At 70.9% G+C, this 22,278-nt stretch carries 26 protein-coding genes, 4 tRNA genes and 1 pseudogene; 20 read left to right on the top strand and 11 right to left on the bottom strand.

Annotated elements, in window-relative coordinates; all coding sequences use genetic code 11:
• The first annotated feature begins 6 nt into the window (after positions 1-6).
• Positions 7-207 (top strand): hypothetical protein, encoded by a 201-nt coding sequence (locus ACVW00_RS11140; RefSeq protein WP_457110960.1) that lies wholly within the window; start codon positions 7-9, stop codon positions 205-207.
• A gap of 12 nt (positions 208-219) precedes the next feature.
• Here the strand turns inward: ACVW00_RS11140 and ACVW00_RS11135 are convergent, their stop codons facing one another.
• Entirely contained in the window at positions 220-921 is a 702-nt protein-coding gene (locus ACVW00_RS11135; RefSeq protein WP_457110959.1) for an ANTAR domain-containing protein, read from the bottom strand.
• 112 nt (positions 922-1,033) lie between these two features.
• On the opposite strand from ACVW00_RS11135, the gene ACVW00_RS11130 reads away from it, so the two are divergent.
• Positions 1,034-1,231: a DUF2188 domain-containing protein gene (locus ACVW00_RS11130; protein ID WP_457110958.1), complete on the top strand. Its 198-nt coding sequence runs from the start codon at positions 1,034-1,036 to the stop codon at positions 1,229-1,231.
• 9 nt (positions 1,232-1,240) lie between these two features.
• Here the strand turns inward: ACVW00_RS11130 and ACVW00_RS11125 are convergent, their stop codons facing one another.
• Positions 1,241-1,609 (bottom strand): hypothetical protein, encoded by a 369-nt coding sequence (locus ACVW00_RS11125; protein WP_457110957.1) that lies wholly within the window; start codon positions 1,607-1,609, stop codon positions 1,241-1,243.
• 178 nt (positions 1,610-1,787) lie between these two features.
• A complete protein-coding gene (locus ACVW00_RS11120) occupies positions 1,788-2,126 on the bottom strand; it encodes an STAS domain-containing protein (protein ID WP_457110956.1) in 339 nt (112 codons plus the stop codon).
• 274 nt (positions 2,127-2,400) lie between these two features.
• On the opposite strand from ACVW00_RS11120, the gene ACVW00_RS11115 reads away from it, so the two are divergent.
• Positions 2,401-2,634, top strand: coding sequence for a hypothetical protein (locus tag ACVW00_RS11115; protein WP_457110955.1), 234 nt, complete (start codon positions 2,401-2,403; stop codon positions 2,632-2,634).
• On the top strand, positions 2,631-2,768 hold the full coding sequence (locus ACVW00_RS11110; RefSeq protein WP_457110954.1) for a hypothetical protein: 138 nt from the start codon (positions 2,631-2,633) through the stop codon (positions 2,766-2,768). The genes ACVW00_RS11115 and ACVW00_RS11110 overlap by 4 nt, the downstream gene beginning before the upstream one ends.
• Positions 2,769-2,837: 69 nt before the next feature.
• Here ACVW00_RS11110 and ACVW00_RS11105 read toward each other — a convergent pair.
• The 3 genes from ACVW00_RS11105 to ACVW00_RS11095 all read right to left on the bottom strand — a co-directional run bounded on the left by ACVW00_RS11105 (position 2,838) and on the right by ACVW00_RS11095 (position 3,107).
• Positions 2,838-2,912, bottom strand: a tRNA-Val gene (locus tag ACVW00_RS11105).
• 29 nt (positions 2,913-2,941) lie between these two features.
• Positions 2,942-3,012, bottom strand: a tRNA-Cys gene (locus ACVW00_RS11100).
• A 22-nt stretch (positions 3,013-3,034) separates the two neighbouring features.
• A tRNA-Gly gene (locus ACVW00_RS11095) sits at positions 3,035-3,107 on the bottom strand.
• 113 nt (positions 3,108-3,220) lie between these two features.
• Between ACVW00_RS11095 and ACVW00_RS11090 the strand changes: the two genes are divergently transcribed.
• Positions 3,221-4,042, top strand: a complete 822-nt coding sequence (locus ACVW00_RS11090; protein WP_457110953.1) for an aminotransferase class IV — start codon at positions 3,221-3,223, stop codon at positions 4,040-4,042.
• 9 nt (positions 4,043-4,051) lie between these two features.
• On the opposite strand, the gene ACVW00_RS11085 is transcribed toward ACVW00_RS11090, so the two are convergent.
• Positions 4,052-4,474: an SsgA family sporulation/cell division regulator gene (locus ACVW00_RS11085; RefSeq protein ID WP_457110952.1), complete on the bottom strand. Its 423-nt coding sequence runs from the start codon at positions 4,472-4,474 to the stop codon at positions 4,052-4,054.
• Positions 4,475-4,882: 408 nt separating this feature from the next.
• Between ACVW00_RS11085 and ACVW00_RS11080 the strand changes: the two are divergent.
• From ACVW00_RS11080 to ACVW00_RS11060, 5 genes and pseudogenes are all read left to right on the top strand, one after another.
• Positions 4,883-4,960: pseudogene (locus ACVW00_RS11080) on the top strand (PGPGW domain-containing protein); the annotation flags it as partial.
• Between the two features lie 42 nt (positions 4,961-5,002).
• Positions 5,003-5,176, top strand: coding sequence for a hypothetical protein (locus tag ACVW00_RS11075; RefSeq protein WP_457110951.1), 174 nt, complete (start codon positions 5,003-5,005; stop codon positions 5,174-5,176).
• Positions 5,177-5,244: 68 nt separating this feature from the next.
• Positions 5,245-5,316: transfer RNA gene (locus ACVW00_RS11070), tRNA-Val, on the top strand.
• Positions 5,317-5,797: 481 nt separating this feature from the next.
• The gene (gene thrS / locus ACVW00_RS11065) at positions 5,798-7,804 is read left to right on the top strand and encodes a threonine--tRNA ligase (RefSeq protein ID WP_457110950.1); all 2,007 of its coding nucleotides are present in this window, start codon (positions 5,798-5,800) and stop codon (positions 7,802-7,804) included.
• 3 nt (positions 7,805-7,807) lie between these two features.
• Positions 7,808-8,350 carry an HIT family protein gene (locus ACVW00_RS11060; RefSeq protein ID WP_457110949.1) on the top strand — a complete coding sequence of 181 codons (543 nt, stop codon included), beginning with the start codon at positions 7,808-7,810 and terminating at the stop codon, positions 8,348-8,350.
• 84 nt (positions 8,351-8,434) lie between these two features.
• On the opposite strand, the gene ACVW00_RS11055 is transcribed toward ACVW00_RS11060, so the two are convergent.
• The 3 genes from ACVW00_RS11055 to ACVW00_RS11045 form a co-directional block, all read right to left on the bottom strand.
• Entirely contained in the window at positions 8,435-8,938 is a 504-nt protein-coding gene (locus tag ACVW00_RS11055) for a hypothetical protein (protein ID WP_457110948.1), read from the bottom strand.
• A gap of 130 nt (positions 8,939-9,068) precedes the next feature.
• Positions 9,069-9,677 (bottom strand): sortase domain-containing protein, encoded by a 609-nt coding sequence (locus tag ACVW00_RS11050; RefSeq protein WP_457110947.1) that lies wholly within the window; start codon positions 9,675-9,677, stop codon positions 9,069-9,071.
• A gap of 75 nt (positions 9,678-9,752) precedes the next feature.
• Entirely contained in the window at positions 9,753-11,420 is a 1,668-nt protein-coding gene (locus ACVW00_RS11045) for a sigma-70 family RNA polymerase sigma factor (RefSeq protein WP_457110946.1), read from the bottom strand.
• Between the two features lie 144 nt (positions 11,421-11,564).
• On the opposite strand from ACVW00_RS11045, the gene ACVW00_RS11040 reads away from it, so the two are divergent.
• Positions 11,565-12,329: an inositol monophosphatase family protein gene (locus ACVW00_RS11040; protein ID WP_457110945.1), complete on the top strand. Its 765-nt coding sequence runs from the start codon at positions 11,565-11,567 to the stop codon at positions 12,327-12,329.
• 43 nt (positions 12,330-12,372) lie between these two features.
• On the opposite strand, the gene ACVW00_RS11035 is transcribed toward ACVW00_RS11040, so the two are convergent.
• On the bottom strand, positions 12,373-13,002 hold the full coding sequence (locus ACVW00_RS11035) for a hypothetical protein (RefSeq protein WP_457110944.1): 630 nt from the start codon (positions 13,000-13,002) through the stop codon (positions 12,373-12,375).
• 113 nt (positions 13,003-13,115) lie between these two features.
• Here ACVW00_RS11035 and ACVW00_RS11030 point away from each other — a divergent pair, with 113 nt between their 5' ends.
• From ACVW00_RS11030 to ACVW00_RS10990, 9 genes are all read left to right on the top strand, one after another.
• On the top strand, positions 13,116-15,056 hold the full coding sequence (locus ACVW00_RS11030; RefSeq protein ID WP_457110943.1) for a thiamine pyrophosphate-binding protein: 1,941 nt from the start codon (positions 13,116-13,118) through the stop codon (positions 15,054-15,056).
• Positions 15,057-15,068: 12 nt separating this feature from the next.
• Positions 15,069-16,274 (top strand): cation:proton antiporter, encoded by a 1,206-nt coding sequence (locus tag ACVW00_RS11025; RefSeq protein WP_457110942.1) that lies wholly within the window; start codon positions 15,069-15,071, stop codon positions 16,272-16,274.
• 7 nt (positions 16,275-16,281) lie between these two features.
• Positions 16,282-16,932 carry a phosphatidylinositol phosphate synthase gene (gene pgsA / locus ACVW00_RS11020; protein WP_457110941.1) on the top strand — a complete coding sequence of 217 codons (651 nt, stop codon included), beginning with the start codon at positions 16,282-16,284 and terminating at the stop codon, positions 16,930-16,932.
• Between the two features lie 55 nt (positions 16,933-16,987).
• Complete coding sequence (gene pdxS / locus ACVW00_RS11015; RefSeq protein WP_457110940.1) at positions 16,988-17,914, top strand: pyridoxal 5'-phosphate synthase lyase subunit PdxS; 927 nt, start codon at positions 16,988-16,990, stop codon at positions 17,912-17,914.
• Between the two features lie 7 nt (positions 17,915-17,921).
• Positions 17,922-18,467: a DUF6891 domain-containing protein gene (locus tag ACVW00_RS11010; RefSeq protein ID WP_457113103.1), complete on the top strand. Its 546-nt coding sequence runs from the start codon at positions 17,922-17,924 to the stop codon at positions 18,465-18,467.
• A gap of 126 nt (positions 18,468-18,593) precedes the next feature.
• Positions 18,594-19,259, top strand: a complete 666-nt coding sequence (locus tag ACVW00_RS11005; protein WP_457110939.1) for a hypothetical protein — start codon at positions 18,594-18,596, stop codon at positions 19,257-19,259.
• Positions 19,260-19,261: 2 nt separating this feature from the next.
• Positions 19,262-19,939: a hypothetical protein gene (locus tag ACVW00_RS11000; protein WP_457110938.1), complete on the top strand. Its 678-nt coding sequence runs from the start codon at positions 19,262-19,264 to the stop codon at positions 19,937-19,939.
• 6 nt (positions 19,940-19,945) lie between these two features.
• Positions 19,946-21,370, top strand: a complete 1,425-nt coding sequence (locus tag ACVW00_RS10995) for a hypothetical protein (protein ID WP_457110937.1) — start codon at positions 19,946-19,948, stop codon at positions 21,368-21,370.
• Complete coding sequence (locus tag ACVW00_RS10990; RefSeq protein ID WP_457110936.1) at positions 21,367-22,275, top strand: S26 family signal peptidase; 909 nt, start codon at positions 21,367-21,369, stop codon at positions 22,273-22,275. Before ACVW00_RS10995 ends, ACVW00_RS10990 begins: the two co-directional genes overlap by 4 nt.
• The last annotated feature ends 3 nt before the right edge of the window (positions 22,276-22,278 follow it).

Raw genomic sequence — 22,278 nt, 5'->3', positions numbered from 1 at the left:
GTCGTCATGCGAATCGGATCCGCACTCATCGTGCTGTGGCTCGTCGTCGGTGTGCTGGCGGCGTACCAGCGCGACTACTTCTCGGGCAAGGACGCCAACTGCGCCAAGACGAGCACGGTCGTGGTCACCGTGATCGCCGGCCCGCTGAACTACCTCGGCGTCAACCCGAAGGTGAAGCATTGCAACGTGCCGCAACCCTCGAAGTAGCGCTGGTCGGCGTCAGGTGGTGGGGGAGTCGACGGAGCGTCGTTCGGCATCGGCGACGAGCTCCGCGGCGACGTCGCGCAGCTTGACGTTCCGCGTCTGCGACACCCGCGCCAGGAAGGCGAAGGCCCGCTCCTCCTGCAGCCCGTAGCGCTCCATGACGATCCCGACCGCGCGGCCGATGGCCTGCCGGGTCCGGACCGCCTCCTGGAGGTTCGCGATCTCTCGGGCGTAGTCGAGCGCAGTCGTCGCCTGGTGGGCGAAGAGCTGACCGATCACGCTCATGTCGGCGAAGTTGCCGACGTCCCGCGAGTACAGGTTGAGCGCGCCTTGTGCGCTCGGCTTCGGAGTGTCGAACAGCTTGACGCCGGCCTGGGCGCGGATGCCGGCCTTGACCGCCATGGCGGCGTACCGGGTGAAGCGCTCGTCTGCCGCGAGGTTCGGCGAGCTGACGTACGCGTCCTCGACGGCCGCCTGGTAGCACGGTCCCTCGCGCAGGTCGTACTGCGCGGCGTCGACGCCGAGGAGCATCTGGTCCGTCGGTGCGACGGTCTCGAGCTTGCCGTCGGCATGCATCACGGTGATGCTCGCGTAGTGCACTCCGGGCAGCACCTCCACCGCCGCGGCCGTGATCCGTTCGAGCGTGTGGTCCAGGTCTCCCGGTGACAGGTTCGTCGAGAGCCGCCGGATCGTGTCGAGCAGGCGATCATCGGTCATGGCCACTGGGTACCCGCGGCCGGAACCATCAATCCGGGCCGCCGAGCGCAGCGGGACAGGGTTGCCCACGTAACGGGCGGGTACCGGACCCTCGACGTCAAGGAGGTGTCCGATGGTGAACGGCGAGGTCGAGACCTACTTCGAGAACGGGCAGTGGAAGACGGCGATCGTGCCCGGGGAGGACCTCGGTGGGCCCTACGGATCGCGCGAGGAGGCCGTTGCCGCGGGCCGTGAGGCCGCGCGCGAACGCGGGGTCGAGCACGTCGTCCGCGACGAGCACGGCACGGTCGTCGACCAGACGTCCGTGTGAGCACAGGGCTCAGGCGGGCCGGCGCTCCTGGCTGACGGCGGTGTGCACGTCGAGCAGCTCCTCGATCACCGCGCGGGTGACGTTGCGGCCGGGGATCTCGTACGCCGAGAAGACCTCGACGGGCGCGACGATCACCGTGACCATCTCGGGCAGCTGCTTGCCGACCGTGCTGGCGTAGGTCCGGGTCCGGCGGCCGACGGTCCGCCCGGCCGCCTGGGCGGCCCAGCGCAGGTCGATGAGCACCTGACCGGCCTGCGAGTCGATGTGGGCGAGGTAGTAGCCGCGGCTCCGCAGCTCGGCGACGATGCGCCCGACCAGGCAGTCACGGGCGGCGATGACGTTGCCCGAGGCGCCGGGTTCGGCAGTGTGTGGGTCCATCTCGATCTCCCCCAGGCAATTGGTGATGAGGCACCCCGATCCATCCATCGTCGCGGTTCCGGCAACCGGAGGGTCAGGGCACCTTGACTCGTTGTGACTGACGAAGGTCTGTGGTCTCTTGGGACCAAGGTCCCGACGGTCGCTGGGCAGCGGGTCCCGCCGGTCCGGTCGTCAAGTCTCAGGTGAGTCCGAGATCGTCCTCGGCGTGCAGGAGGCCGATCACCCTGCGGATCGCGTGGTTCGCTCCGACGGTGGTGACGTCGCGACCCGTGCGCCTGGCCTCGCGCGCAAAGGCCGTCAGCCGTCGGATCGTGGCGGCGTCGGCGAAGTGGAGCTCGCCCACCACCAGCTGGATGGCGCGAGCACCCTCGTGCTCGACGGCTTCGAGGGCCTCGTCGAGCTCTCCGAGGGTGGAGAAGTCGGCCTCACCGCGCAGCACCACGCGGGCGACGCTGTCGTCCGCGCTGGTCTCGGCCCGGAGCGCCTGCGCGCCGTAGGGGTTGGTCAGGGGAATCATCTGCGTCCCGGATCCAGCAGCATCACTGGTCAGACCCGTCTGATCAGCCCGGGACGGTGTCGCCGTGGCTTGACGACGCTCGGGCAGCTCAACCGTACGCCGATCGGGCGATCCGGAGAGGAAGTTTGCGCAACACGTGCGGGCCGAGATCGACGACGAGGCGGCGCTCGCGATCCCCTTGGACGGACCGGTGCATGCAAACGCCCGTTCGGGGCACACTGGGAGCCACGGTCGAGAAGAGGCTGAGGACTCGCTTCCAGCGATTGGCCCCCTGATGGACACCAACGACCTGTGTCAGGCACTGCTCGACCACCTCGCCCGTGAGCTCCCGGACGAGCGTGACGCGCTCCTCGGACTGGCGGCGCTGCTCACCTTCCATCCCGAGGAGGTCCGGCTCTTCGTCACCGAGGCGATGGTCCTGCTGATGCGCAACGGCCGAGAGCTCCCCGAGCCGCTGGCCCACGAGGTGAGCGGCTGGCTGATCGGTAAGGCGGCCGTGGCCCGATGAGCCAGACGCACAGGGCGCTGCGGCGTACGAGGTGGAGCGCGGACCAGTGGTGCCGAGCGCAGCAGGGCGCCGTCCTGCTCGTGTTCGTCGCCGCGGCCGTCCTCGCCGTCTCCCGCTTCGCCGCGCTGCTGTAGCACTCGGGCGCGGACATGCCACGAGGCCGGCTCCATCTCTGGAGACCGGCCTCCGACCTGCGGACACTCTGGTGGGCGATACTGGGTTTGAACCAGTGACCTCTTCCGTGTCAAGGAAGCGCGCTACCGCTGCGCCAATCGCCCCGGGCACTGCTTTGAGTTGTGTTCGTTCGAGGTGGGTACGGGATTTGAACCCGTGTAGACGGATTTGCAGTCCGTTGCCTCGCCTCTCGGCCAACCCACCGTGGAGGTTCGGCTGTTCTCCGAGCGGACGACGAGGCTCGAACTCGCGACCTCAACCTTGGCAAGGTTGCGCTCTACCAACTGAGCTACGTCCGCTTGCGGCCACCGGAGTCCGGCGGTGCGAAGAGAACCATAGCCGATGCCCACGCACCGGCCAATTCGGGCCTGGCGCCGGCGTGCCGCACCTTTCCGGCCCCTAGGGTCGGGTCATGCGCGTGTGGTTCAACGGCTCGCTGCTCGACGACCCGGGGGCTCCTGTCATCGGTGTCGACGACCACGGCCTGACCGTCGGGGACGGGGTCTTCGAGACCATGAAGGTCGTCGACGGCCGCCCGTTCGCCCTCACCCGGCACCTCGACCGGCTGGCGGTCTCCGCCGCCGGTCTCGGGTTGCCCGCGCTCGACCTCGACGAGGTGCGACGCGGGGTGGAGGCAGTGCTCGACGGACCGGTCCTGCCGCTGGCCCGGCTGCGGATCACCTGCACGGCAGGTCCGGCGCCGATGGGATCGGGCCGGGGAGACGGCCCGCCGAGTCTCGTGGTGGCTGCCGGCCCGATGGCGCCGGCACTGGACACGGCGGCGGTCGCGCTCGTGCCGTGGGTCCGCAACGAGCGAGGTGCGGTGTCCGGGCTCAAGACGACGTCGTACGCCGAGAACGTGGTCGCCCTGGCCCGGGCCGCGGAGAGCGGGGCCAGCGAGGCGATCTTCGCCAACACGCTCGGCAACCTCTGCGAGGGCACCGGGTCCAACATCGGCTACGTGATCGGCGGTGAGGCGAGGACGCCGTCGCTCGCGTCGGGATGCCTGGCCGGCGTGACCCGCGCGCTGCTGCTGGAGTGGTCCGACGTGGTCGAGGTGGACGAGCCGGTCACCGTGCTCGACCAGGCGGAGGAGGTCTTCCTGGTCTCGACGACCCGTGACGTGCAGCCGGTCCATCGCGTGGACGGCCGGGTGCTCGACGCACCGGGTCCGGTGACCCGCAGGCTGCAGGAGACCTGGGCAGACCGGGCTGCGGCCGACATCGACCCGTGAACGGGCCGATCAGGCGAGCAGCTGGGCGATCTCCGCGTCGAGGTCGACCAGGGACTCCTCGGAGCCTTGCGGCACCATCGCCACCATCTGGTGGATGAAGGTCGAGAGCGTCCGCGAGTGCGCCTGGACGAGCACCTCACCACTGGGCGAGGACAGCTCGAGGATGACGACTGCGGCACCCTCCGGGCTCAGGCACGGCCAGACGTGCACGTCGCCGTCACCGGTCGGCTCGTAGAAGCCCTCGATGAGCAGCTCGCGAGCGAACGTCCACCGGACCGGCGTCGGCTCGTCGGTGAAGAGCACGCTGACGGCGTACGGGTCGGCCGGGTCGTAGGCGAACTCCGCCTCCAGTGGCGTCGACAACCCCTCCGTGTCGACGAACTCGAGACGCATCGGCTCCGTGATTGCCTGTGCAGTGATTTGCTTCTGCATCGGTCTGTCCTCCCAGTGGTCGCATCTGATGGAGAAGGCCCTCCCGCCAGCTCCCAGCGCGACAATGATGAGTGTGCGGGTATTTGGCGGTCGCGCAACTGCAGATGCCCCAAAAAGTCCGTTTTCCGGGCACGTGGTCTAGGAAATCTGAGCCAGTGGTCTAGTTGAAGGGCTCAGTGGGCTAGACCGGATTCCACCCTCCTGGTAGGGCCCGGACTCGGTCGTTGCGGCCCGTTTGGCAGGCTGTGGAGGTGCCACCCGATCCCGTCGACGAGCCATCGCGCTGGCAGCGCCTCCATGCCCACCTGCACCGCAACCGGGCGATGTCGGCGACGACGAAGCTGGTCGTCACCCTGGTCGGCGGGGCGGTCCTCAGCGCCGGGCTGGTGATGATGGTGACGCCCGGACCTGGGCCTGCTGGGCATCGTCGCCGGCCTGGCCATCCTCGCCACCGAGTGGGACTGGGCAGACCGCTGGCTGACGACTGCGCGCCGCAAGCTCCAGGAAGCCCGGGCCGCCGCCGAGGCCATGGACCCGCACGTACGCCGGCGCCGGATCGTGCTCGGCTCCGGACTCCTCGCCGCGGTCTCCGGGCTGACCGCGGGCTACCTCGTGCTCGCCGACTGGCCGCGCTGGTCGCTGCGGGCGTGGGACCGCGCGCAGTCCTTCCTCGGCTTCCTGCCGGAGCTGCCGGGGATGTGATCGCGGTGCTCGGGCTCGATGTGAACCGTCGGACCCGATGGGCTAATCTGTCCCGCGCACCAGATCTGGGGCGATTGGCGCAGTGGTAGCGCGCTTCGTTCACACCGAAGAGGTCACTGGTTCGAACCCAGTATCGCCCACCGATTCGAGCCGCTCGCCGTTGGCGGGCGGCTCTCGGACTTCTCGGGGCAGTGGTAGCGCGGCTGTGTCGTCTGCACCGAGGAGGTCACTGGTTCGAACCCAGTATCGCCCACCGATTCGAGCCGCTCGCCGTTGGCGGGCGGCTCTCGGACTTCTCGGGGCAGTGGTACCGCGGCTGTGTCGTCTGCACCGAGGAGGTCACTGGTTCGAACCCAGCATCGCCCACCGATTCGAGCCGCTCGCCGTTGGCGGGCGGCTCTCGGACTTCTCGGGGCAGTGGTATCGCGGCTGTGTCGTCTGCACCGAGGAGGTCACTGGTTCGAACCCGGTATCGCCCACCGATTCGAGCCGCTCGCCGTTGGCGGGCGGCTCGCGGACTTCTCGGACCACGCCGTTTGCGGAGCCGGGAAACCGCAGCGCGACGGCGGCGGGCCCACCGATACGATCGACCGGTCCTGATCCCCTGCTCGAGGAGCACCCGTGTCCGACGTCCGCGTGACCGTCATCAGCCAGTCCGGCAAGGCGGAGCAGCGCGTGACCACGGGCACGAAGGCGTGGGAGCTGTTCCAGGGCGACGCCGACGTGATCGCCGCGCGGGTCTCGACGGCGTCGGCGCCCGAGCCGGTGCTCAAGGACCTCGCCGTCGAGCTCTCCGACGGTGACGAGGTCGAGGGTGTCGCGATCGGCAGCGAGGACGGCCGCGCGATCCTGCGGCACTCCACCGCGCACGTGCTCGCCCAAGCGGTGCAGGACCTCTACCCGGACGCCAGGCTCGGGATCGGGCCGCCTATCGAGAACGGCTTCTACTACGACTTCGACGTCGAGACGCCTTTCGTGCCCGAGGACCTCGAGAAGCTCGAGACCCGGATGCGCAAGATCATCAAGGAGAACCAGAAGTTCTCCCGCCGGGTGACCAGTGACGACGACGCCCGCGTGGAGCTCGCCGAAGAGCCCTACAAGCTCGAGCTGATCGGTCTGAAGGGGTCGGCGGCCGACGCCGCCGAGGGAGCCGATGCCGAGGTCGGCGGCGGCGAGCTCACCATCTACGACAACCTCGACCGCAACGGCGAGGTCGTCTGGAAGGACCTCTGCCGCGGCCCGCACCTGCCCACCACGAAGCGGATCCCGGCCTTCAAGCTGATGCGCACCGCCGCGGCGTACTGGCGCGGCAACGAGAAGAACAAGCAGCTCCAACGCATCTACGGCACCGCCTGGGAGTCCAAGGAGGCGCTCGCCGAGCACGTGCACCGGCTCGAGGAGGCCGAGCGGCGCGACCACCGCAAGCTCGGTCGCGACCTCGACCTCTTCAGCTTCCCCGACGAGATCGGGTCCGGCCTCCCGGTCTTCCACCCCAAGGGCGGCGTGATCAAGCGGGAGATGGAGGACTACGTCCGCCGCCGGCACATCGAGGAGGGCTTCGAGTACGTCGGCACCCCGCACATCGCCAAGGAAGGGCTCTTCTACACGTCCGGACACCTGCCGTACTACGGCGAGGGGATGTTCCCCCCGCTCGACGTCGACGGGATGGACTACCGCCTCAAGGCGATGAACTGCCCGATGCACAACCTGATCTTCCGGTCGCGCCAGCGGTCCTACCGCGAGCTGCCGCTGCGGCTCTTCGAGTTCGGCCACGTCTACCGGCACGAGAAGTCCGGTGTGATCCACGGGCTGACCCGGGTGCGCGGGTTCGCGCAGGACGACTCGCACTCCTACGTCACCAGGGAGCAGGCGCCGGCGGAGATCAAGCACCTCCTGGACTTCTGCCTCGGGCTGTTCCGCGACTTCGGCCTGGACGACTTCTACCTCGAGCTGTCCACCCGCGACGACTCCAAGCCCGACAAGTTCATCGGCTCCGACGAGGACTGGGAGATCGCCACCAAGGTGCTCGAGGACGTGTGCATCGAGTCGGGCCTCGAGCTGGTCCCCGACCCGGGTGGCGCGGCGTACTACGGGCCCAAGGTCTCCGTGCAGGCGCGCGACGCCATCGGGCGCACCTGGCAGATGTCGACCATCCAGTACGACTTCAACCAGCCGTCCGCCGAGCGGTTCGACCTCGAGTACGTCGCGGCCGACGGCTCGCGGCAGCAGCCGGTGATGATCCACTCGGCCAAGTTCGGCTCGATCGAGCGGTTCATCGGCGTGCTCGTGGAGCACTACGCCGGCGCCTTCCCGCCGTGGCTCGCCCCTGTCCAGGTGCAGGCGATCCCGGTCGCCGACACGTTCTCCGACTACCTGCACGACGTCGCTCGCCGGATGCGGGCGCAGGGCCTGCGCGTCGAGGTCGACGACTCCGACGACCGGATGCAGAAGAAGATCCGCAACGCGCAGCTGCAGAAGGTGCCGTTCATGATGATCGCCGGAGCCGACGACGTCGAGGCAGGCGCGGTGTCGTTCCGCTACCGCGACGGGCGCCAGGAGAACGGAGTCCCGGTCGACGAGGCGATCGCCCGGGTGGCGCAGGCCGTCGCCGAGCGCGCCCAGGTCTGAGCCGTGACCGACGAGATCCTGTTCCAGGACGGCATCGGGGCGACCGACGGGCTCGACCGGCTCTGGACGCCGTACCGGATGGCCTACATCCGCGGGGAGAACAAGCCGTCGGACGACTCGGCGGGCGAGTGCCCGTTCTGCCGCATCGGTGCCAGTGACGACGACGAGTCGGTGCTGATCGTGCACCGCGGTGAGACGGCGTACGTCGTGCTGAACCTCTACCCCTACGCGCCCGGCCACCTCATGGTCTGCCCCTACCGGCACGTCGCCGACTACACCGAGCTGGACGAAGCGGAGGTGGCCGAGGTCGCGGAGCTCACCCGCGCGGCGATGCGGACGGTCCGGGCGGTCAGCCAGGCGCAGGGGTTCAATCTCGGCATGAACCAGGGCGCGGCTGCGGGCGCCGGGATCGCCGCGCACCTGCACCAGCACGTCGTGCCGCGCTGGGTGGGCGACCAGAACTTCATGCCGATCATCGGCAACACCAAGACGCTGCCGCAGCTGCTCACCGAGACGCGGGCGCTGATCGCTGCTGCCTGGGGCTGAGCCGCCGGCAACACGCAGACGAGGAAGCCGCACCACCCCCAGGGGTGCGGCTTCCTCGTCCGGTGGTCGAGCCTCTCGACTCCCTCAGGCGCTGGCCTGCCCGCGGCGCCGGGCGGCGAACGCGGCACCGGTCGCCGTCACCAGCGCGCCGCCCGCGAGGACCCAGGAGAGCTCGAGGCCCGAGTGCTCGTGGTGCGCGGCCGGGGCCAGGCCCGCGTCGATCCGGGTCGGGAGCGCGATCGAGCTGACCGCGTGGTTGCCGGGCTGGGCGTGGTGACCCTGGTGGCCCTTGGTGTGGTCGCCGGCGTTGTCGCCCGTGCCTCCCTGCTGACCGGAGCCGCCGCCGTTGCCGCCGCACACGCCGTGGGTGGGGCAGGGCTGCGGTGCGGTGAGGTCGCCGGGTCCGGTCGGGCCCACCGGGTCGTGGCCGGGCGTGGGGTTCGCGATGACCGGGCCCTGCGGGTCGCCGCTCGGCGGCGGCAGGACGATGACCGGGCCGTTGTCGGCCTGGGCGACACCGGGCGTCATGGCGAGCGCGGCGGTGGCGAGCGGAAGGGCGACGATCAGGTTGCGAAGGGTGGTGTTCATGTCGGTTCTCCTTGGTCGGATGCTGCTGTGGGTGGTTGTCGGTGACTGCTGTGCTGCGGTTCTCGGTGCTTCTCGGGGACAGGAGCCCCGGAGGTGGTGAGGTCTTGCAACTTTTCGGAGCTTCTTTTCCTCAGGACTCGAGGTGGGCGTAGACGATCGTGTTGTCGGGGTACATCCGCGTGACCGGGTCGGGCTTGCCGCCGCAGGTGATCAGCCGCAGGACCGACTGGTCGGTCTTCGCCCAGATCCGGTCGTAGGGCAGCGCCTCCTTCGACGCGTGCTCGACCGAGTCGACGACGAACGTCGAGACGCCGTCGGTACGCCGCACCGTCACCCGGTCTCCGGGCTCGAGGTCGTGGAGGCGGGCGAAGACGTCGTCGCCCGCCGGCCCGTGCACGTGCGCGACGATCACCGCCGGACCTGCCGCTCCGGGTCGTGGGCCGAGGTCGTACCAGCCGGCATCGCCGAAGGCGGGCGTCTCCATGGCACCGTCGGACTTCAGCCCGACGCCGTACAGGCCCTCGTCGACGTGGATGGCCGGGATCTCGAGGTGCGTGGGCCGGCCCACGTGGCGCGGTGCCACCGGCAGCGCGGTCACGGCCGGCGCCGGTGTCGCGGCCACGACAGGCGCGGCGACGTGTGCGGGCGGTGGCGCCTCGCGGTCGCCGCACCCGGACAGCCCGACGAGGGCGCCGAGCAGGGCGGTGGTCGCGAGTGTCGTGCGGAGGGTGCGGTTCATCTCAGGTCTCCCGGTCTCGTGTGCGGTCACGAGTGGGAGGACCCGGAGCGGTCCGGTCTTACAGCTTTTCGCGGACTACTGCGGACACGGGTCGACCGCGACGGTCGTCGGGCCGCCCTGCGCGGTGTTGCCGCGGCTGTCGGTGGCGCTTGCCCGGAAGGTGAAGGAGCCGCCGATCGCCACGTGGATCGTCGCCGACCAGGTCGCGCCGGATCCCGACATGGCCGCCGTGCCGGGACCCTCCGGTCCCGACCAGGCCAGGCTCACTCCGGCCACGCCGCTCTCGTCGGTGGCCCTGACGGTCACCGTCACGTCGCAGGAGGAGCCCGGCGGGACGCTCGGAACGGACACGGTCGGGCCACGTTCCTCGGTGACGTGCACACGCACGACCGTGCTTCCCCCGTCCCAGCTGACCACGACGCTGCCCGACGACCTGCCCTCGCGCACCGCGTCGCGGTCGACGCGGAGGTCGATCCTGCGCCCGTCCTGGCCGGGCAGCTTCCCGCCGATCGGCTCGACGGCGATCCAGGGCGTCCTCGAGGACACCTGGTACAGCACGGCGACGTCGCCCGCGTTGGCGATGCCGAAGGAGCTGGTGCTGGCCGTCCGGCCGAGGTCGAGGGAGCGCGTCGACACGACCAGCTCGCCCGGCCGCTGGGTGGGAGACGCCGGTGACGTCGATGCCGGCTGCGTCGACGGATCCGACGTGGAAGGAGCGGAGGAGGGCGCAGGGCCGGACGTTCCGGGACCCGCGGTTGCCGTCGGGGTCGGGCCGGAGGCCGCTGGTGCGTCGGTGTCCCTCGTGTCCGGCCAGAGGAGCACAGCCGCCAGGACCGCGAGCAGCAGCAGCGCGGCGGCTGCCGTTGTGATGTGGGCGGCGCCCCAGCGACCGCTCCCGACGGTCCGGCCGCCGGACCACTCGTCGGGTCCGCCCGGTCCCTTGTGCGCGACGAGCTCGGTGTCACGCAGCACGCGGTCGCGCAGGGCCAGGGGAGCGGCGAACATCGGGACGCCGGCCAGCAGCATCCACGGGCTCACCATCTTGCGGCGCCGCTCCGAGCACACGTCGCAGCCGTCGACGTGCCGGGCCACCCGCTTGCGCACCAGCGGCGAGAACCCGCCGTCCCAGCCGGCCAGGATCGAGTCCAGCTCCTCGCAGGCGTCGCGCCCGAGCCGGGCGATGAGCAGGGCGCCGAGCGAGCGGTCGACCTGCGCGCGCAGCCGGTTGAGCATCACGTAGGCGTTGGCCGCGCTCACGCCCATCGCCTCGCCGAGCTCGGCGCCCTCGAGCCCCTGGCGAAGGTGCAGGTCGAGGAGCGCGCGGTCGCGGTCGGCCAGCCCGGCGGAGGCGTCCCACACGAGCGCCTGGAGAGCAGCTCGTTCGGCCGACTCCTCCGGGGTGGTCGCGTCGTCAGCCATCTCGACCAGCTGCTCGTCGTCGCCGTACGCAACGCGCTTGCGTGCCTTCAGCCGGCGCAGGCACTCGCTGCGCACGATGGCATAGAGCCAGGGCCGGAGCCGGTCCGGGTCGCGCAGCTGGCCGAGCCGCTCCGCGAACAGCACGAACGAGTCGGCCACCGCGTCGGCCGCGTCCTCGCGGTGCCGCAGCATCGAGTAGGCGAAGTCGTAGAGCTTGCCGCCGTAGCGGTCGTAGACGACCGCGAACGCTTCGCGGTCCGCGGCGAGGACCCGCTCGACGAGCTCCGCGTCGGTCGGTCCCGGCGGCCCTGGAGCAGCGGTCACGCTCGGATCCTAGGGCGCGAGCCGGTCCGTGTCCGGTCTGCCGCGACATCTCTCATTCCTCCTCCTGGTGGTCGTTCGCCGGTAGGAGGCGCGCAGGGTGGTCGCTCTTACAACTTTTGTCCGGATGGTCGTAGGGTCCCGGTCATGACGGACCTGGCCGAGGACGCCGCCCTCGCCGCCGACCTGGTCCGGGAGGCCGGCCTGCTGGCCGAGGAGCTGCGGACGTCGGGGCTGCGCGTCGACCACAAGTCCTCGGTCTCCGATGTCGTGACCGCCGCGGACCGGGCAGCGGAGCGGCTCATCGTCGACCATCTCGACGCGTTCCGTCCCGACGACGGTGTCCTCGGCGAGGAAGGCAACGAGCGTGCGTCCTCCTCGGGGCGCACCTGGATCGTCGACCCGGTCGACGGCACCTACAACTTCGTGCACGGTCTGGGCTGGTGGTGCTCCGCCGTGGCACTGGTGGAGGACGGCGACGCACTCCTCGGCGCGGTCTACCACCCCGCCGAGGGCACCCTGTACGTCGGCGGCCCGCAGCTGCCGACCACGCGCGACGGCGCTCCGGTCGACCCGATCGCCGACGTCGACCTGGCCAACAGCTGCGTGTCGACGTACCTGCACCCGCCGTTCTTCGAGGGCGCAGTCGGCGCCACCTTCGCCCGGGTGGTGCAGGGAGCAGCCACCTTGCGGATGCTCGGCTCCGGGAGCCTGGACCTCAGTGCGGTCGCGCAGGGACATCTGGGTGTCTTCGTGCAGCACTCGGTGGCGCCGTGGGACTGGTGGCCGGGCTCGGCGCTGGTGCGCGGGGCCGGCGGCGTCGCCCGACAGCTGACCCGGGACGACAAGGTGTGGTCCGTCGCCGGCGCGCCGACCGCCGTGGCCGAGGTGTGCGACCTCTTGGCGCGCTAGGTCGGCAGCCGCGGGTCGAGGTGCGCCCGCCAGCCCGGGTGCCCTAGCGCCCGAGCCGGGACCGGGCCTCGTCGAAGAACGACACCACGGAGTCGACGTCGTCGGGCAGCTCGCGTGCCGCCCCGAAGGACTGGTTCCAGAAGGCGTCGGCCGGCTGAGGCTCCCAGGGCCCGACGTACATGTAGGGCGCGGGGAGCGTGCTGTCGCCGGGTGACACCCCGAAGTTCAGGCGCTCGGCGTCCAGGCTGATGCCGATGTCGAAGTGCTCCGGCCACAGGATCGCCGTCGAATCCGGGGCCAGCGCGCGCAGGGCCTGGTCGCCGAGCTCGTAGACCCGCGCGATGCGCGCCGCCGCCGAGGAGTCCGCCCGGAGCACGTCGTCCAGCGTCACTCCCGACCCGTCGCTGTAGACCTCGGAGAGGTCACCGGCCGGGAGGCCGAGCTCCTTGCCGATCTCGCGGGCCGTGTGCCCTTCGATGGGTGCGCGACGCCCTCCGGAGACGACCGCCGTGCCGTCCACGCGAACGTCCGGTGCGTGCGTGGTGGCGAACCCGCCCGGCACCGCCCGCAGGGTGATCTTCCCGCTCGCTGCGTGCTGTGGCCCGGCCAGGAGCAGCTCGGCGACGCCGTGCAGCGACAGGCGGGTCGAGGTGAAGGTGCTGTCGACGTCCATGCCCGCGAACGTAGCCAAAGGCGTCGCCGTGCGGCAGCACGGCGCCCTTACGGTCCGGTGACGGGCCCGGCGGGACTATCGACGCGCGCTGCCGCTGCTGCGACGGTGACGCCATGGAGAACACAGCTTCCGGCGGCTGGCACCGCGTCGATGCATCGGAGGTTCCCGACGAGGGCAGGGTCGGCAGCCTCGTCGTCGACGGGCGTCCGGTGGCCCTGACCCGGTGTGGCGGCCGGGTCGGAGCGCTCGAGAACCGGTGTCCCCACCAGGGCGGTCCCGTCGGCGAGGGCTCGATCGAGAACGGCTGGCTGCGGTGTCCCTGGCACGGCTACGACTACGACCCGCTGACGGGCCGGCCGCCCGAGGGCTTCGCGGACGCGGTCACGGCCTACGACGTGGAGGAACGCGCGGACGGTGTCTTCGTCCGGCTACCGGAGCGTGCGACGACGATCCGGACTGTCGGCGACGTGGTGATCGAGACCCTGGTCGCGCATGGCGTCGACACGGTGTTCGGGATGGTCGGGCACTCGAACCTCGGGCTCGCCGAGGCGATGCGGAAGGCGGAGGAGCGCGGCGAGCTGCGCTACGTGGGCATCCGCCACGAGGGCGCCGCTGCCTTCGCTGCGAGCGCGTACGGCAAGCTCACCGGCCGGCCGGCGGCCTGCTTCGCGATCGCTGGACCCGGCTCGACCAACCTCCTCACCGGCCTGTACGACGCGAAGCTCGACGGCTCGCCGGTGATCGCGCTGTCCGGGCAGGTCCCGTCGAGCGTGATCGGTCGTGGAGCGTTCCAGGATTTGGACCTGCAGGCAGTCTTCCGTGACGTCTCGGTCTGGAACGCCACTGTCGCGGCCGGGAGCGACCACGGCGAGCTGGCTGCTCTCGCGGTGAAGCACGCGATCGACGAGCGCGGCGTCGCCCATCTCGTGTTCCCCGACGAGGTCCAGGTCCTGCCCAGCTCGACGCAGGCGTCGCAGCCGGTCGGCAGGTCCGCCGCCCGTTGCACCAGGCCGGACGAGCAGGTGCTGGCCGACGCCGCCGCTGCGATCAGGGCTGCCCGACGACCGGTCGTGATCGCCGGCGCCGGCGCCCGCGACGCGCAGCGGGAGCTGATCGCGTTCGCGGAGGCTCTCGACGCGCCCGTGCTGACGACCTTCCGGGCCAAGGGCCTGGTGCCCGACACGCACCCGCTCGGCGCCGGCGTGCTCGGCAGGAGTGGCACTCCGGTGGCGAGCTGGCTGATGAACGAGTCCGACCTCCTCGTCGTGGTGGGGGCGAGCTTCTCGAACCACACCGGCATCGCGGCGTACAAGGAGATCGTGCAGATCGACGACGAGCCGGGTGCGATCGGCCGGTTCCACGCGGTCGCGCACCCGATCCTGGCCGACACGGCACTCGGGCTCGCCGCGCTCACCTCCGCGCTCGGCGAGTGCCAGGCGGTCGACCAACGACCTGACGTCGCCGAGCGGTGGCGCCTGTGGCGGGCCGAGAAGAGGCGCCGGGTCGCCGACGACCGCGGGCGCGGCGTCTCCGCGGCGGCCGTGTTCGAAGCTCTCTCCGAGGCGTTGCCCGAGGATGCGGTCGTCGCCGTCGACGTGGGCAACCACGCGTACTCGCTGGGTCGCTACCTCGAGTCCAAGGGCCAGCCGGTGCTGATGTCCGGATACCTCGGCTCGATCGGCTTCGGCTACCCGGCGGCGCTCGGCGCCTGGGCCGCCGACCCGTTCCGCCCGGTGGTCGCGGTCACCGGCGACGGCGGATTCGGCCAGTACGCCATGGAGCTCACCACCGCGGTCAAGCACGGCATCCCGGTCAAGCACGTGCTGCTCGACAACCACGGGCTCGGCAAGATCGCCAAGGAGCAGATCGCGGGTGACTTCCCGGTGTGGCACACCTCCCTGCACAACCCCGACTGGGCGGCGTACGCCGAGCTCTGCGGCGCGACCGGCATCAAGGTGACCGCTCGCGACCAGCTGCCGGACGCCATGGCACGGATGTTCGCCACGGAGGGCCCGGTGCTCCTTCACGTCGAGCAGGACGGGGCTCTGCTGTGAGGTCGTTCCTCGATGCCTGAGGTCGAGTTCGGGAACCTCCTCGGCGTGCTGGCGATAGCCCTGCTCGCGCCGCTCGCGCTCGGGTTCGTCCCGAGGCTCCGGGTGCCGGCCGTCGTGCTCGAGATCGTGCTGGGGATCGTCGTGGGTCCGGCGGTCCTCGGCTGGCTCGAGGCTGACCTGGCGGTGCAGGTGATCGCGCTGGTCGGGCTGGCCATGCTCCTGTTCCTGGCCGGCCTCGAGATCGACCTCGCCAGCCTCCGGGGGCGTGTCCTCGGCGTCGCGGTGGCGGGATACGCCATCTCGCTCGGGATCGGGCTCGCGGGCGGGCTCGCGCTCGACTCCGTCGGCTGGGTCGACCACCCGCTGCTGGTCGCCGTGACGCTGTCTGCGACCTCCCTGGGCCTGGTGGTGCCGGTTCTCAAGGATGCCGGGGCCGTCGACGGTCGCCTGGGACAGGCCGTGATCGCGGCGTCCTCGGTCGCTGACTTCGCCGCCGTGCTGCTGCTCTCCCTGCTCTTCTCCGGAGGCGATACCGACACCGGAGCGAAGGTCGCCCTGCTGGTCGCCTTCGTCGTGCTCGTCGTGGTGGTCGCCGCGGCGGTCCGTTGGTCGGGGCGGTCGATGCGGCTCGGCGACGTACTGGTGAGGCTGCAGGACACGACGGCGGAGATCCGGGTGCGAGCCGCGATGGTGCTGCTGCTGGCCTTCGTGGTGCTCGCCGAGCAGTTCGGGCTCGAGAGCATCCTCGGCGCCTTCATGGCCGGGGCGGTCGTGGGGCTGATCGACCGCGGCTCGACGACCCATCCGCAGTTCCGGACCAAGCTGGAGGCCGTCGGTTACGGGTTCCTGGTCCCCGTGTTCTTCGTCTCGAGCGGGCTGCGCCTGGACGTCGCCGGCCTCGTGGACAGCCCGGCCGCGCTGGCCCGCGTCCCGGCGTTCGTCTGCGTGCTGCTGCTGGTCCGCGGCGTGCCGGCCCTGCTGTCGTTGTCGGTCTTCGGTGCCCGGCGTACGGCTGCGGTCGCGTTGCTGCAGGCGACCTCGCTCCCGTTCATCGTCACGGCGACGCAGATCGGCGTGGTGACCGGCAGGCTCGACCAGGTCAATGCCGCGGCCCTCGTCTGTGCAGGCCTGGTCTCCGTGCTCGTGTTTCCGCTCGGCGCGACGACGCTGGGCGTGCGCGACCCCGGCCCGGATCGCGAGGGCGACCCGGTAGCCTGAGCCGGCCATGCTCGAGAGATTCCGCCAGTTCTGGACCAACGTCTGGGCGCCGCTGGGCAACCTGTTCCTCCGCTGGGGGATCAGCCCGAACACCGTGACCTTCGTCGGCACCCTCGGCGTCGTAGCGGGTGCGGTGATCTTCTTCCCGCAGGGCCAGCTGTTCGTCGGGGTGCTGGTCATCACCGCGTTCGTCTTCAGCGACATGATCGACGGCTACATGGCGCGCACGTCGGGCCAGGTCACCAAGTTCGGAGCCTTCTGGGACTCCACCCTCGACCGGGTCGGTGACGCCGCGATCTTCGGCGGGCTCGCGATGTACTACGCCGGTCCCGGGGACGACAACTGGTTCGCGGCACTGGCCATCTACTGCCTCAGCATGGGCTCGGTCACCTCCTACGCCCGTGCCCGGGCGGAGTCGCTCGGCATGCAGGCGAAGGTCGGCATCGCCGAGCGCGCCGATCGGCTGGTCTCGATCCTGGTGGTCACGGGCGCCGCCGACCTGGTGAACCGGCTCGGGGTGGGGGAGGACGCGCTCTGGGCGATCCCGGTCACGCTCGGCGCCCTGGCGCTGGCCAGCACGGTGACCGTGGTCCAGCGGGTCCTGGTGGTCCGCGACCAGGCGCGCGCGATCGCCGAAGAAGCCGACGGCAACGCCTGATCGGTGGCAGGCCCCAGGGGAAATCGGGTGGCTCCCCGGACGTAGGCTTGGCGTCATGGCACCTGAGCTGAACCAGACCCCCGAGAACGCCTCCGACACCGAGACCACCGGCACCTCCCGCGTGAAGCGCGGCATGGCCGAGATGCTCAAGGGTGGCGTGATCATGGACGTGGTCACCGCCGACCAGGCGAAGATCGCCGAGGACGCCGGCGCGGTCGCGGTGATGGCGCTCGAGCGGGTGCCCGCCGACATCCGCGCGCAGGGCGGGGTGAGCCGGATGAGCGACCCCGACATGATCGACGGGATCATCGAGGCGGTCTCGATCCCGGTGATGGCCAAGGCCCGGATCGGCCACTTCGCCGAGGCCCAGGTGCTGCAGAGCCTCGGCGTGGACTACATCGACGAGTCCGAGGTGCTGACGCCGGCCGACTACGCGAACCACATCGACAAGTGGGGCTTCCGGGTCCCGTTCGTCTGCGGTGCGACGAACCTCGGCGAGGCGCTGCGCCGGATCACCGAGGGTGCCGCGATGATCCGCTCGAAGGGCGAGGCCGGCACCGGTGACGTGTCCAACGCGGTCACCCACATGCGCACCATCCGTGGCGAGATCCGCCGCCTCGGCGCGTTGTCCGAGGACGAGCTGTACGTCGCGGCGAAGGAGCTGCAGGCGCCGTACGACCTGGTCGTCGAGGTCGCGCGCGCGGGCAAGCTGCCCGTCGTGCTCTTCACCGCGGGTGGCATCGCCACCCCGGCGGACGCGGCGATGATGATGCAGCTGGGCGCCGAGGGCGTCTTCGTGGGCTCGGGCATCTTCAAGTCCGGCAACCCGGCGCAGCGCGCCGAGGCCATCGTCAAGGCGACCACCTTCCACGACGACCCGGACGTCGTCGCCAAGGTGTCGCGCGGTCTGGGCGAGGCGATGGTCGGCATCAACGTGGAGGACATCCCGCAGCCGCACCGGCTCGCCGAGCGCGGCTGGTGAACAAGCCCTGACCCCGCAGCCGGAGGCCACGCGCGCCTGGGTGGCCGACCTTGTGCGCTCGGCGCTCTGGCCCGACGACGAGGTGCGCGCCCAGGCGGTCGCGGCGATCGCGGCCGACCATCCCGAGCTGCCCGCCGCCGACACCGCGGAGCGCTGGATGTCCGAGGCGCGCTCGGCCTGGGAGAAAGATGCAGCGAGCTGGCCGGAGGTCACCGACCACGACCGGCTGGTGCGGGCCTTCGCGCTGCTCGAGCAACGCGGGATCGTGGTGCTCCAGGGGATCGCGGACCACTGGGTGGCCCGCGACGAGCTGCGCCGGCGGGCGCCCGAGCCAGCCGGGGTCGCGTGGTTCACGCCCACCGACGTGTGGCACGCCATCGACGCCGGCATGCTCGAGGTGAACCTCTGGCACGCGAGCACCGCCAATGCCGCTCCGGGGGACCCGCTGCTCGCGGAGGCCCTGGACTGCTTCGCCACGGCTGGTATCGACGCGCACTTCGACGAGGGCCGGATCGAGGTCAGAGCGCGCTGGGAGCGGCGTCCGCCCGGCTGATCCGCCCTATGGTCCGAAAGGACTATTTTTCCGGCAAAAGTCCCTAAAATGGACAAAAGCCGTGCAGACTCGGCCTGCTGGGTCGAGGGAGGTCCGGCAGGGGGAGACCGAGGGAGCTGCACCGTCATGACCATTACCACCGAACGCCCACCCACCGAGCCGCGTGAGCGCCGGCGGCGCCCGTCACTGCTGTGGTTCGGCGGAGCCGTCGCGGCCGCCATCCTGGTGCTCGCCGTCAACGGGACGCTCTCGTCCTGGACCACCGCGATCATCGACAACACCAACAACGATGTCGCCGTCACCGGAGCCGTCGCCCTGGTCGAGACCGGGCCCAACGGCACCACGACCTGCGACACGGGCACGTCGAGCGACAACGTCTCGACCTGCTCCTCGATCAACAAGTACGGCGGCACCTCGACGGCGCTGGACCCGGACGGGACCAACACCCGGACTGTGTCGGTGAACCTGAAGAACACCGGCACCGTCGCGGGTGGACTGGTGTTGAGCGCCGATCCGTGTGCGTCCTCGTCCGCCGCCGGCTCGACCGGCGCCGACCCTTCGGGCCACCCTGTCTGCGACAAGGTCACCGTCGCGGTCAGCTGCAGCACTCCGGCGACTCTGAGCACCGGTGCGGCCGCCCTCAGCGACTTCGCAGGTGGTGCGGTCGGGACGCTGGCAGCCGGTGAGGACACCGACTGCGTCTTCACCCTGACGCTGCCGGCGAGCACTCCGTCGTCGTACGCCAGCCAGGTGGCGACGCAGGTCCTCCACTGGACCCTGACGGCGAGCTGACCATGGCCGGCCACCGCTCGACGAAGCCGGCCAGGCGACGTCGGGGGATCCCCCTGCTCTGGAGCGCGGGCGCCGTCGCGGCGCTGCTGATGGTCCTGAGCACCAGCGGAACCCTCTCGTCCTGGACCAGTGCTGTCCTCACCAACGACTCCAACACCGTGGCGACCGCCTCTGCGGTCATCCTCAAGGAGGTCGGCTCCTCGGCCACCTGCCTGTCCAGCAGCGGCACGGGCAACTCCTTCACCTGCAGCACGGTCAACAAGTACGGCGGCACCGCGTCGCCGCTCAACCCCGGCGGCAGCCAGGTCACCGACATCGTGTTCACCAACGCCGGCGCCTCTGCGGCCTCGACCTTCGTGCTGACCACCGGTGCCTGCTCGCAGAACCCGGTCGCAGGTTCGGGCACGCCCGCTGCGGCGAACATCTGCACCAACGGCGACCTGACGGTGGCGATCTCGTGCTCCAACGGATCGTCGTACGCCTCGGGCAGCGCCTGGGTCGACCTGGTCCGGACGGCGGTCGCTCCGTCGAGCATCGGCGCGACGCTCACCCACACGGCGGCCCTTGCCGCTGGGTCGTCGTTCACCTGCCGGTTCACGGTCGCCCTCGCGGCAGCCGCGAGCGTGCTGGACCAGGGCATCACGGCCAGCCAGCCGCTGACCTGGACGCTGAACCAGTAGTCGGCGGTGAAGCACCCGGGTCCTCGTCGCGCAGCAGCCGGCCGCCTGGTCGCGCTGCTGGCGACGGGCGCCCTCGTGCTGGTCTGGTCGGGGACGAGCGGCACCCAGTCGTCCTGGACGTCGGCGCAGGTGGCGAACTCGGCAAACTCGGCGCTTGCGAGCACCCTGAGCTTCGCGCACGCCTACCCGTCGGGCGCGAGCAGCTGCTCACTGACGGGGCCGGCCAGCACGACCACGTGCACCGGGACGATCTGGGCCACGAGCGCGGCCAGCACGTCGGTGGCCACGAAGAGCGACACGATCACCGACAGCAGCGGGGCGCCGACCGGGACGGCGATGTACTCGCAGGGAGAGGTCGTCAGCTGTCGTCCCGTCCAGCTCGCCAATGCCAAGACGGCGACCGACCCCCTGCTCCCGCGCTACGCGACGACGTTCCGGCAGACAGATCCCTGGGGCACCACGAGCGCGGTGAGCCTGAGCGGCGGAACTGCCTACGCCGGGGAGGTCGTGCAGACGAACACCGGGACCGTGCTGGGAAGCAACTTCTCGATCGGCGTCTGGTTCAAGGTGGCCAGCGGCTACGCGACGGGCGGCGCCCTGATCGGCCTCGACGTGAGCGCCAACAGCACCGCTTCGATCGCGGGTGACCCGCAGGTCTGGATGGACCCGACCGGGCACATCCGCTTCCGGGTCGCTGCGACCACCCCGATGTCGGGCGTCTCGACGAGCACGTACGCCGACGGCGGCTGGCACCTGGCGACGCTCACGATCTCCTCGGCGGTCGTCTCGACCTCGACCCTCTACGTCGACAGCACGAGCGTCGCGAGCTCGGGTGGGATCGCCCTGCTGACCGGCAACACCGGCTACTGGCACGTCGGCTGGGGCGACTTCACCTCGATCGCCAACGCCCCGACGACCCCCGGCCTCACCGGGTCGCTGTCCGGCGCCTTCGTCACCGCCAACGCCCTTACCGGCGCGCAGGTGACCGCCCTTCGCTCGTCCGCGTCGGCGTCGGCGTACCAGACGACGACGACCGGCTACACCGGCGCGAAGCACGTGTGGATGCTCGGGGACTCGGGGATCACGACGTTCGCCACGAGCATCTCCTGGGTGACCGGCGGAGACCCGTGCACGATGGTCACGCTGGCCTGGACCCTGGGTGGATCGAGCGTCTTCGCCACCACGACACTCAGGGCCCTCGTGACCTCTGCCTGGCTACCCGTCACGCCGGTCGCGGCGCCGACGCCCGGCAACACGCAGGCCTCGGTCACCAGCTTCGCGAGGGTGGCCTCCGGGTACGACGCGGACGTTGCCGGCCTGCACCTCTACGCGCCGCTGGCCTACCGGGTCGGACTCGTCTCGCCGCCCTCGAGCGGCTGGAGCCTGACCTTCACCTGGTCGGGCGACCCGAGCGGGGTGTTCCTGGCATGACGGTCGTCCTCGAGGCTCGCCCCCTTCGCGTCGGCCGGCCGGTCCCGGCCCGGATCATCTCGACCCTCGCCCTCGTGGTGGCCTTCGGCTTCCTGACCTTCGGTGCGGCATGGCGCATCGACGGGGGCACCTGGGAGCGCGTCGAGACACCGTCCATGGGAACGGTCGCGCCGGTCGGCACCTTGCTGTGGGTCAAGCCGGTGGACTTCGACAGCCTGAGGCCCGGGGACTTCATCTCGTTCCGCCCGCCCGGTTCGACCGGTCAGACCTACAGCCACCGAGTGCTGGCGCGGCAGGCTGACGGGCGGATCACCACAAAGGGCGTGCTGAGCTCGCCCGACCCGTGGGTCCTGAGCGAGGAGGACGTGGTCGGCTCCGTCCGGATGCGCTGGCCGGGAGTCGGCTGGCTGGTCGAGGCTGCGCCGGTCGGGATCGCCGCCGGGTTCCTGGTGATGCTGGTCGCGCAGCTCGCCCGCCCGCGGTGGAGGGCTCCGCTCGTGGTGGTGGTCATCGCCGTCGCCCTGAGCGCGATCATCGCCTGGTACCGGCCGCTGGTGAACGCCGAGCAGCTCGCCTTCGCGCCCACCCCTGGGGGTGGCGCGGACGCGACGTACGTCGGCACCGGGCTGCTCCCGATCCGGCTCACCGCCCATGACGGACCGAGCGTGGTGATGCGGGCCGGTCAGGTCGGCACCGTGCACGTGGGCACTGCCGACGAGGCCGGCAAGCTCCGGCTCACGCTGGCGCCTGCGGTCCCGCTGTGGTGGTGGGCCGTCCTGGTGGGCGCGTGCTTCGTCCCGGCTGCCGGAGCCGCGTCCTCGTCCTCGGGTCGTCGGCCGGCTCCCGGGGTTTCGCCCCCGCCGGGCAGACGGGGCAACCGCGGCCGTTGCGACCACGCCGCATAATCG

The organism is Marmoricola sp. URHA0025 HA25 (assembly GCF_054059435.1).
The sequence above is the reverse complement of the archived record's forward strand: the minus strand, read 5'-3'. Positions and strand labels throughout refer to the sequence as shown.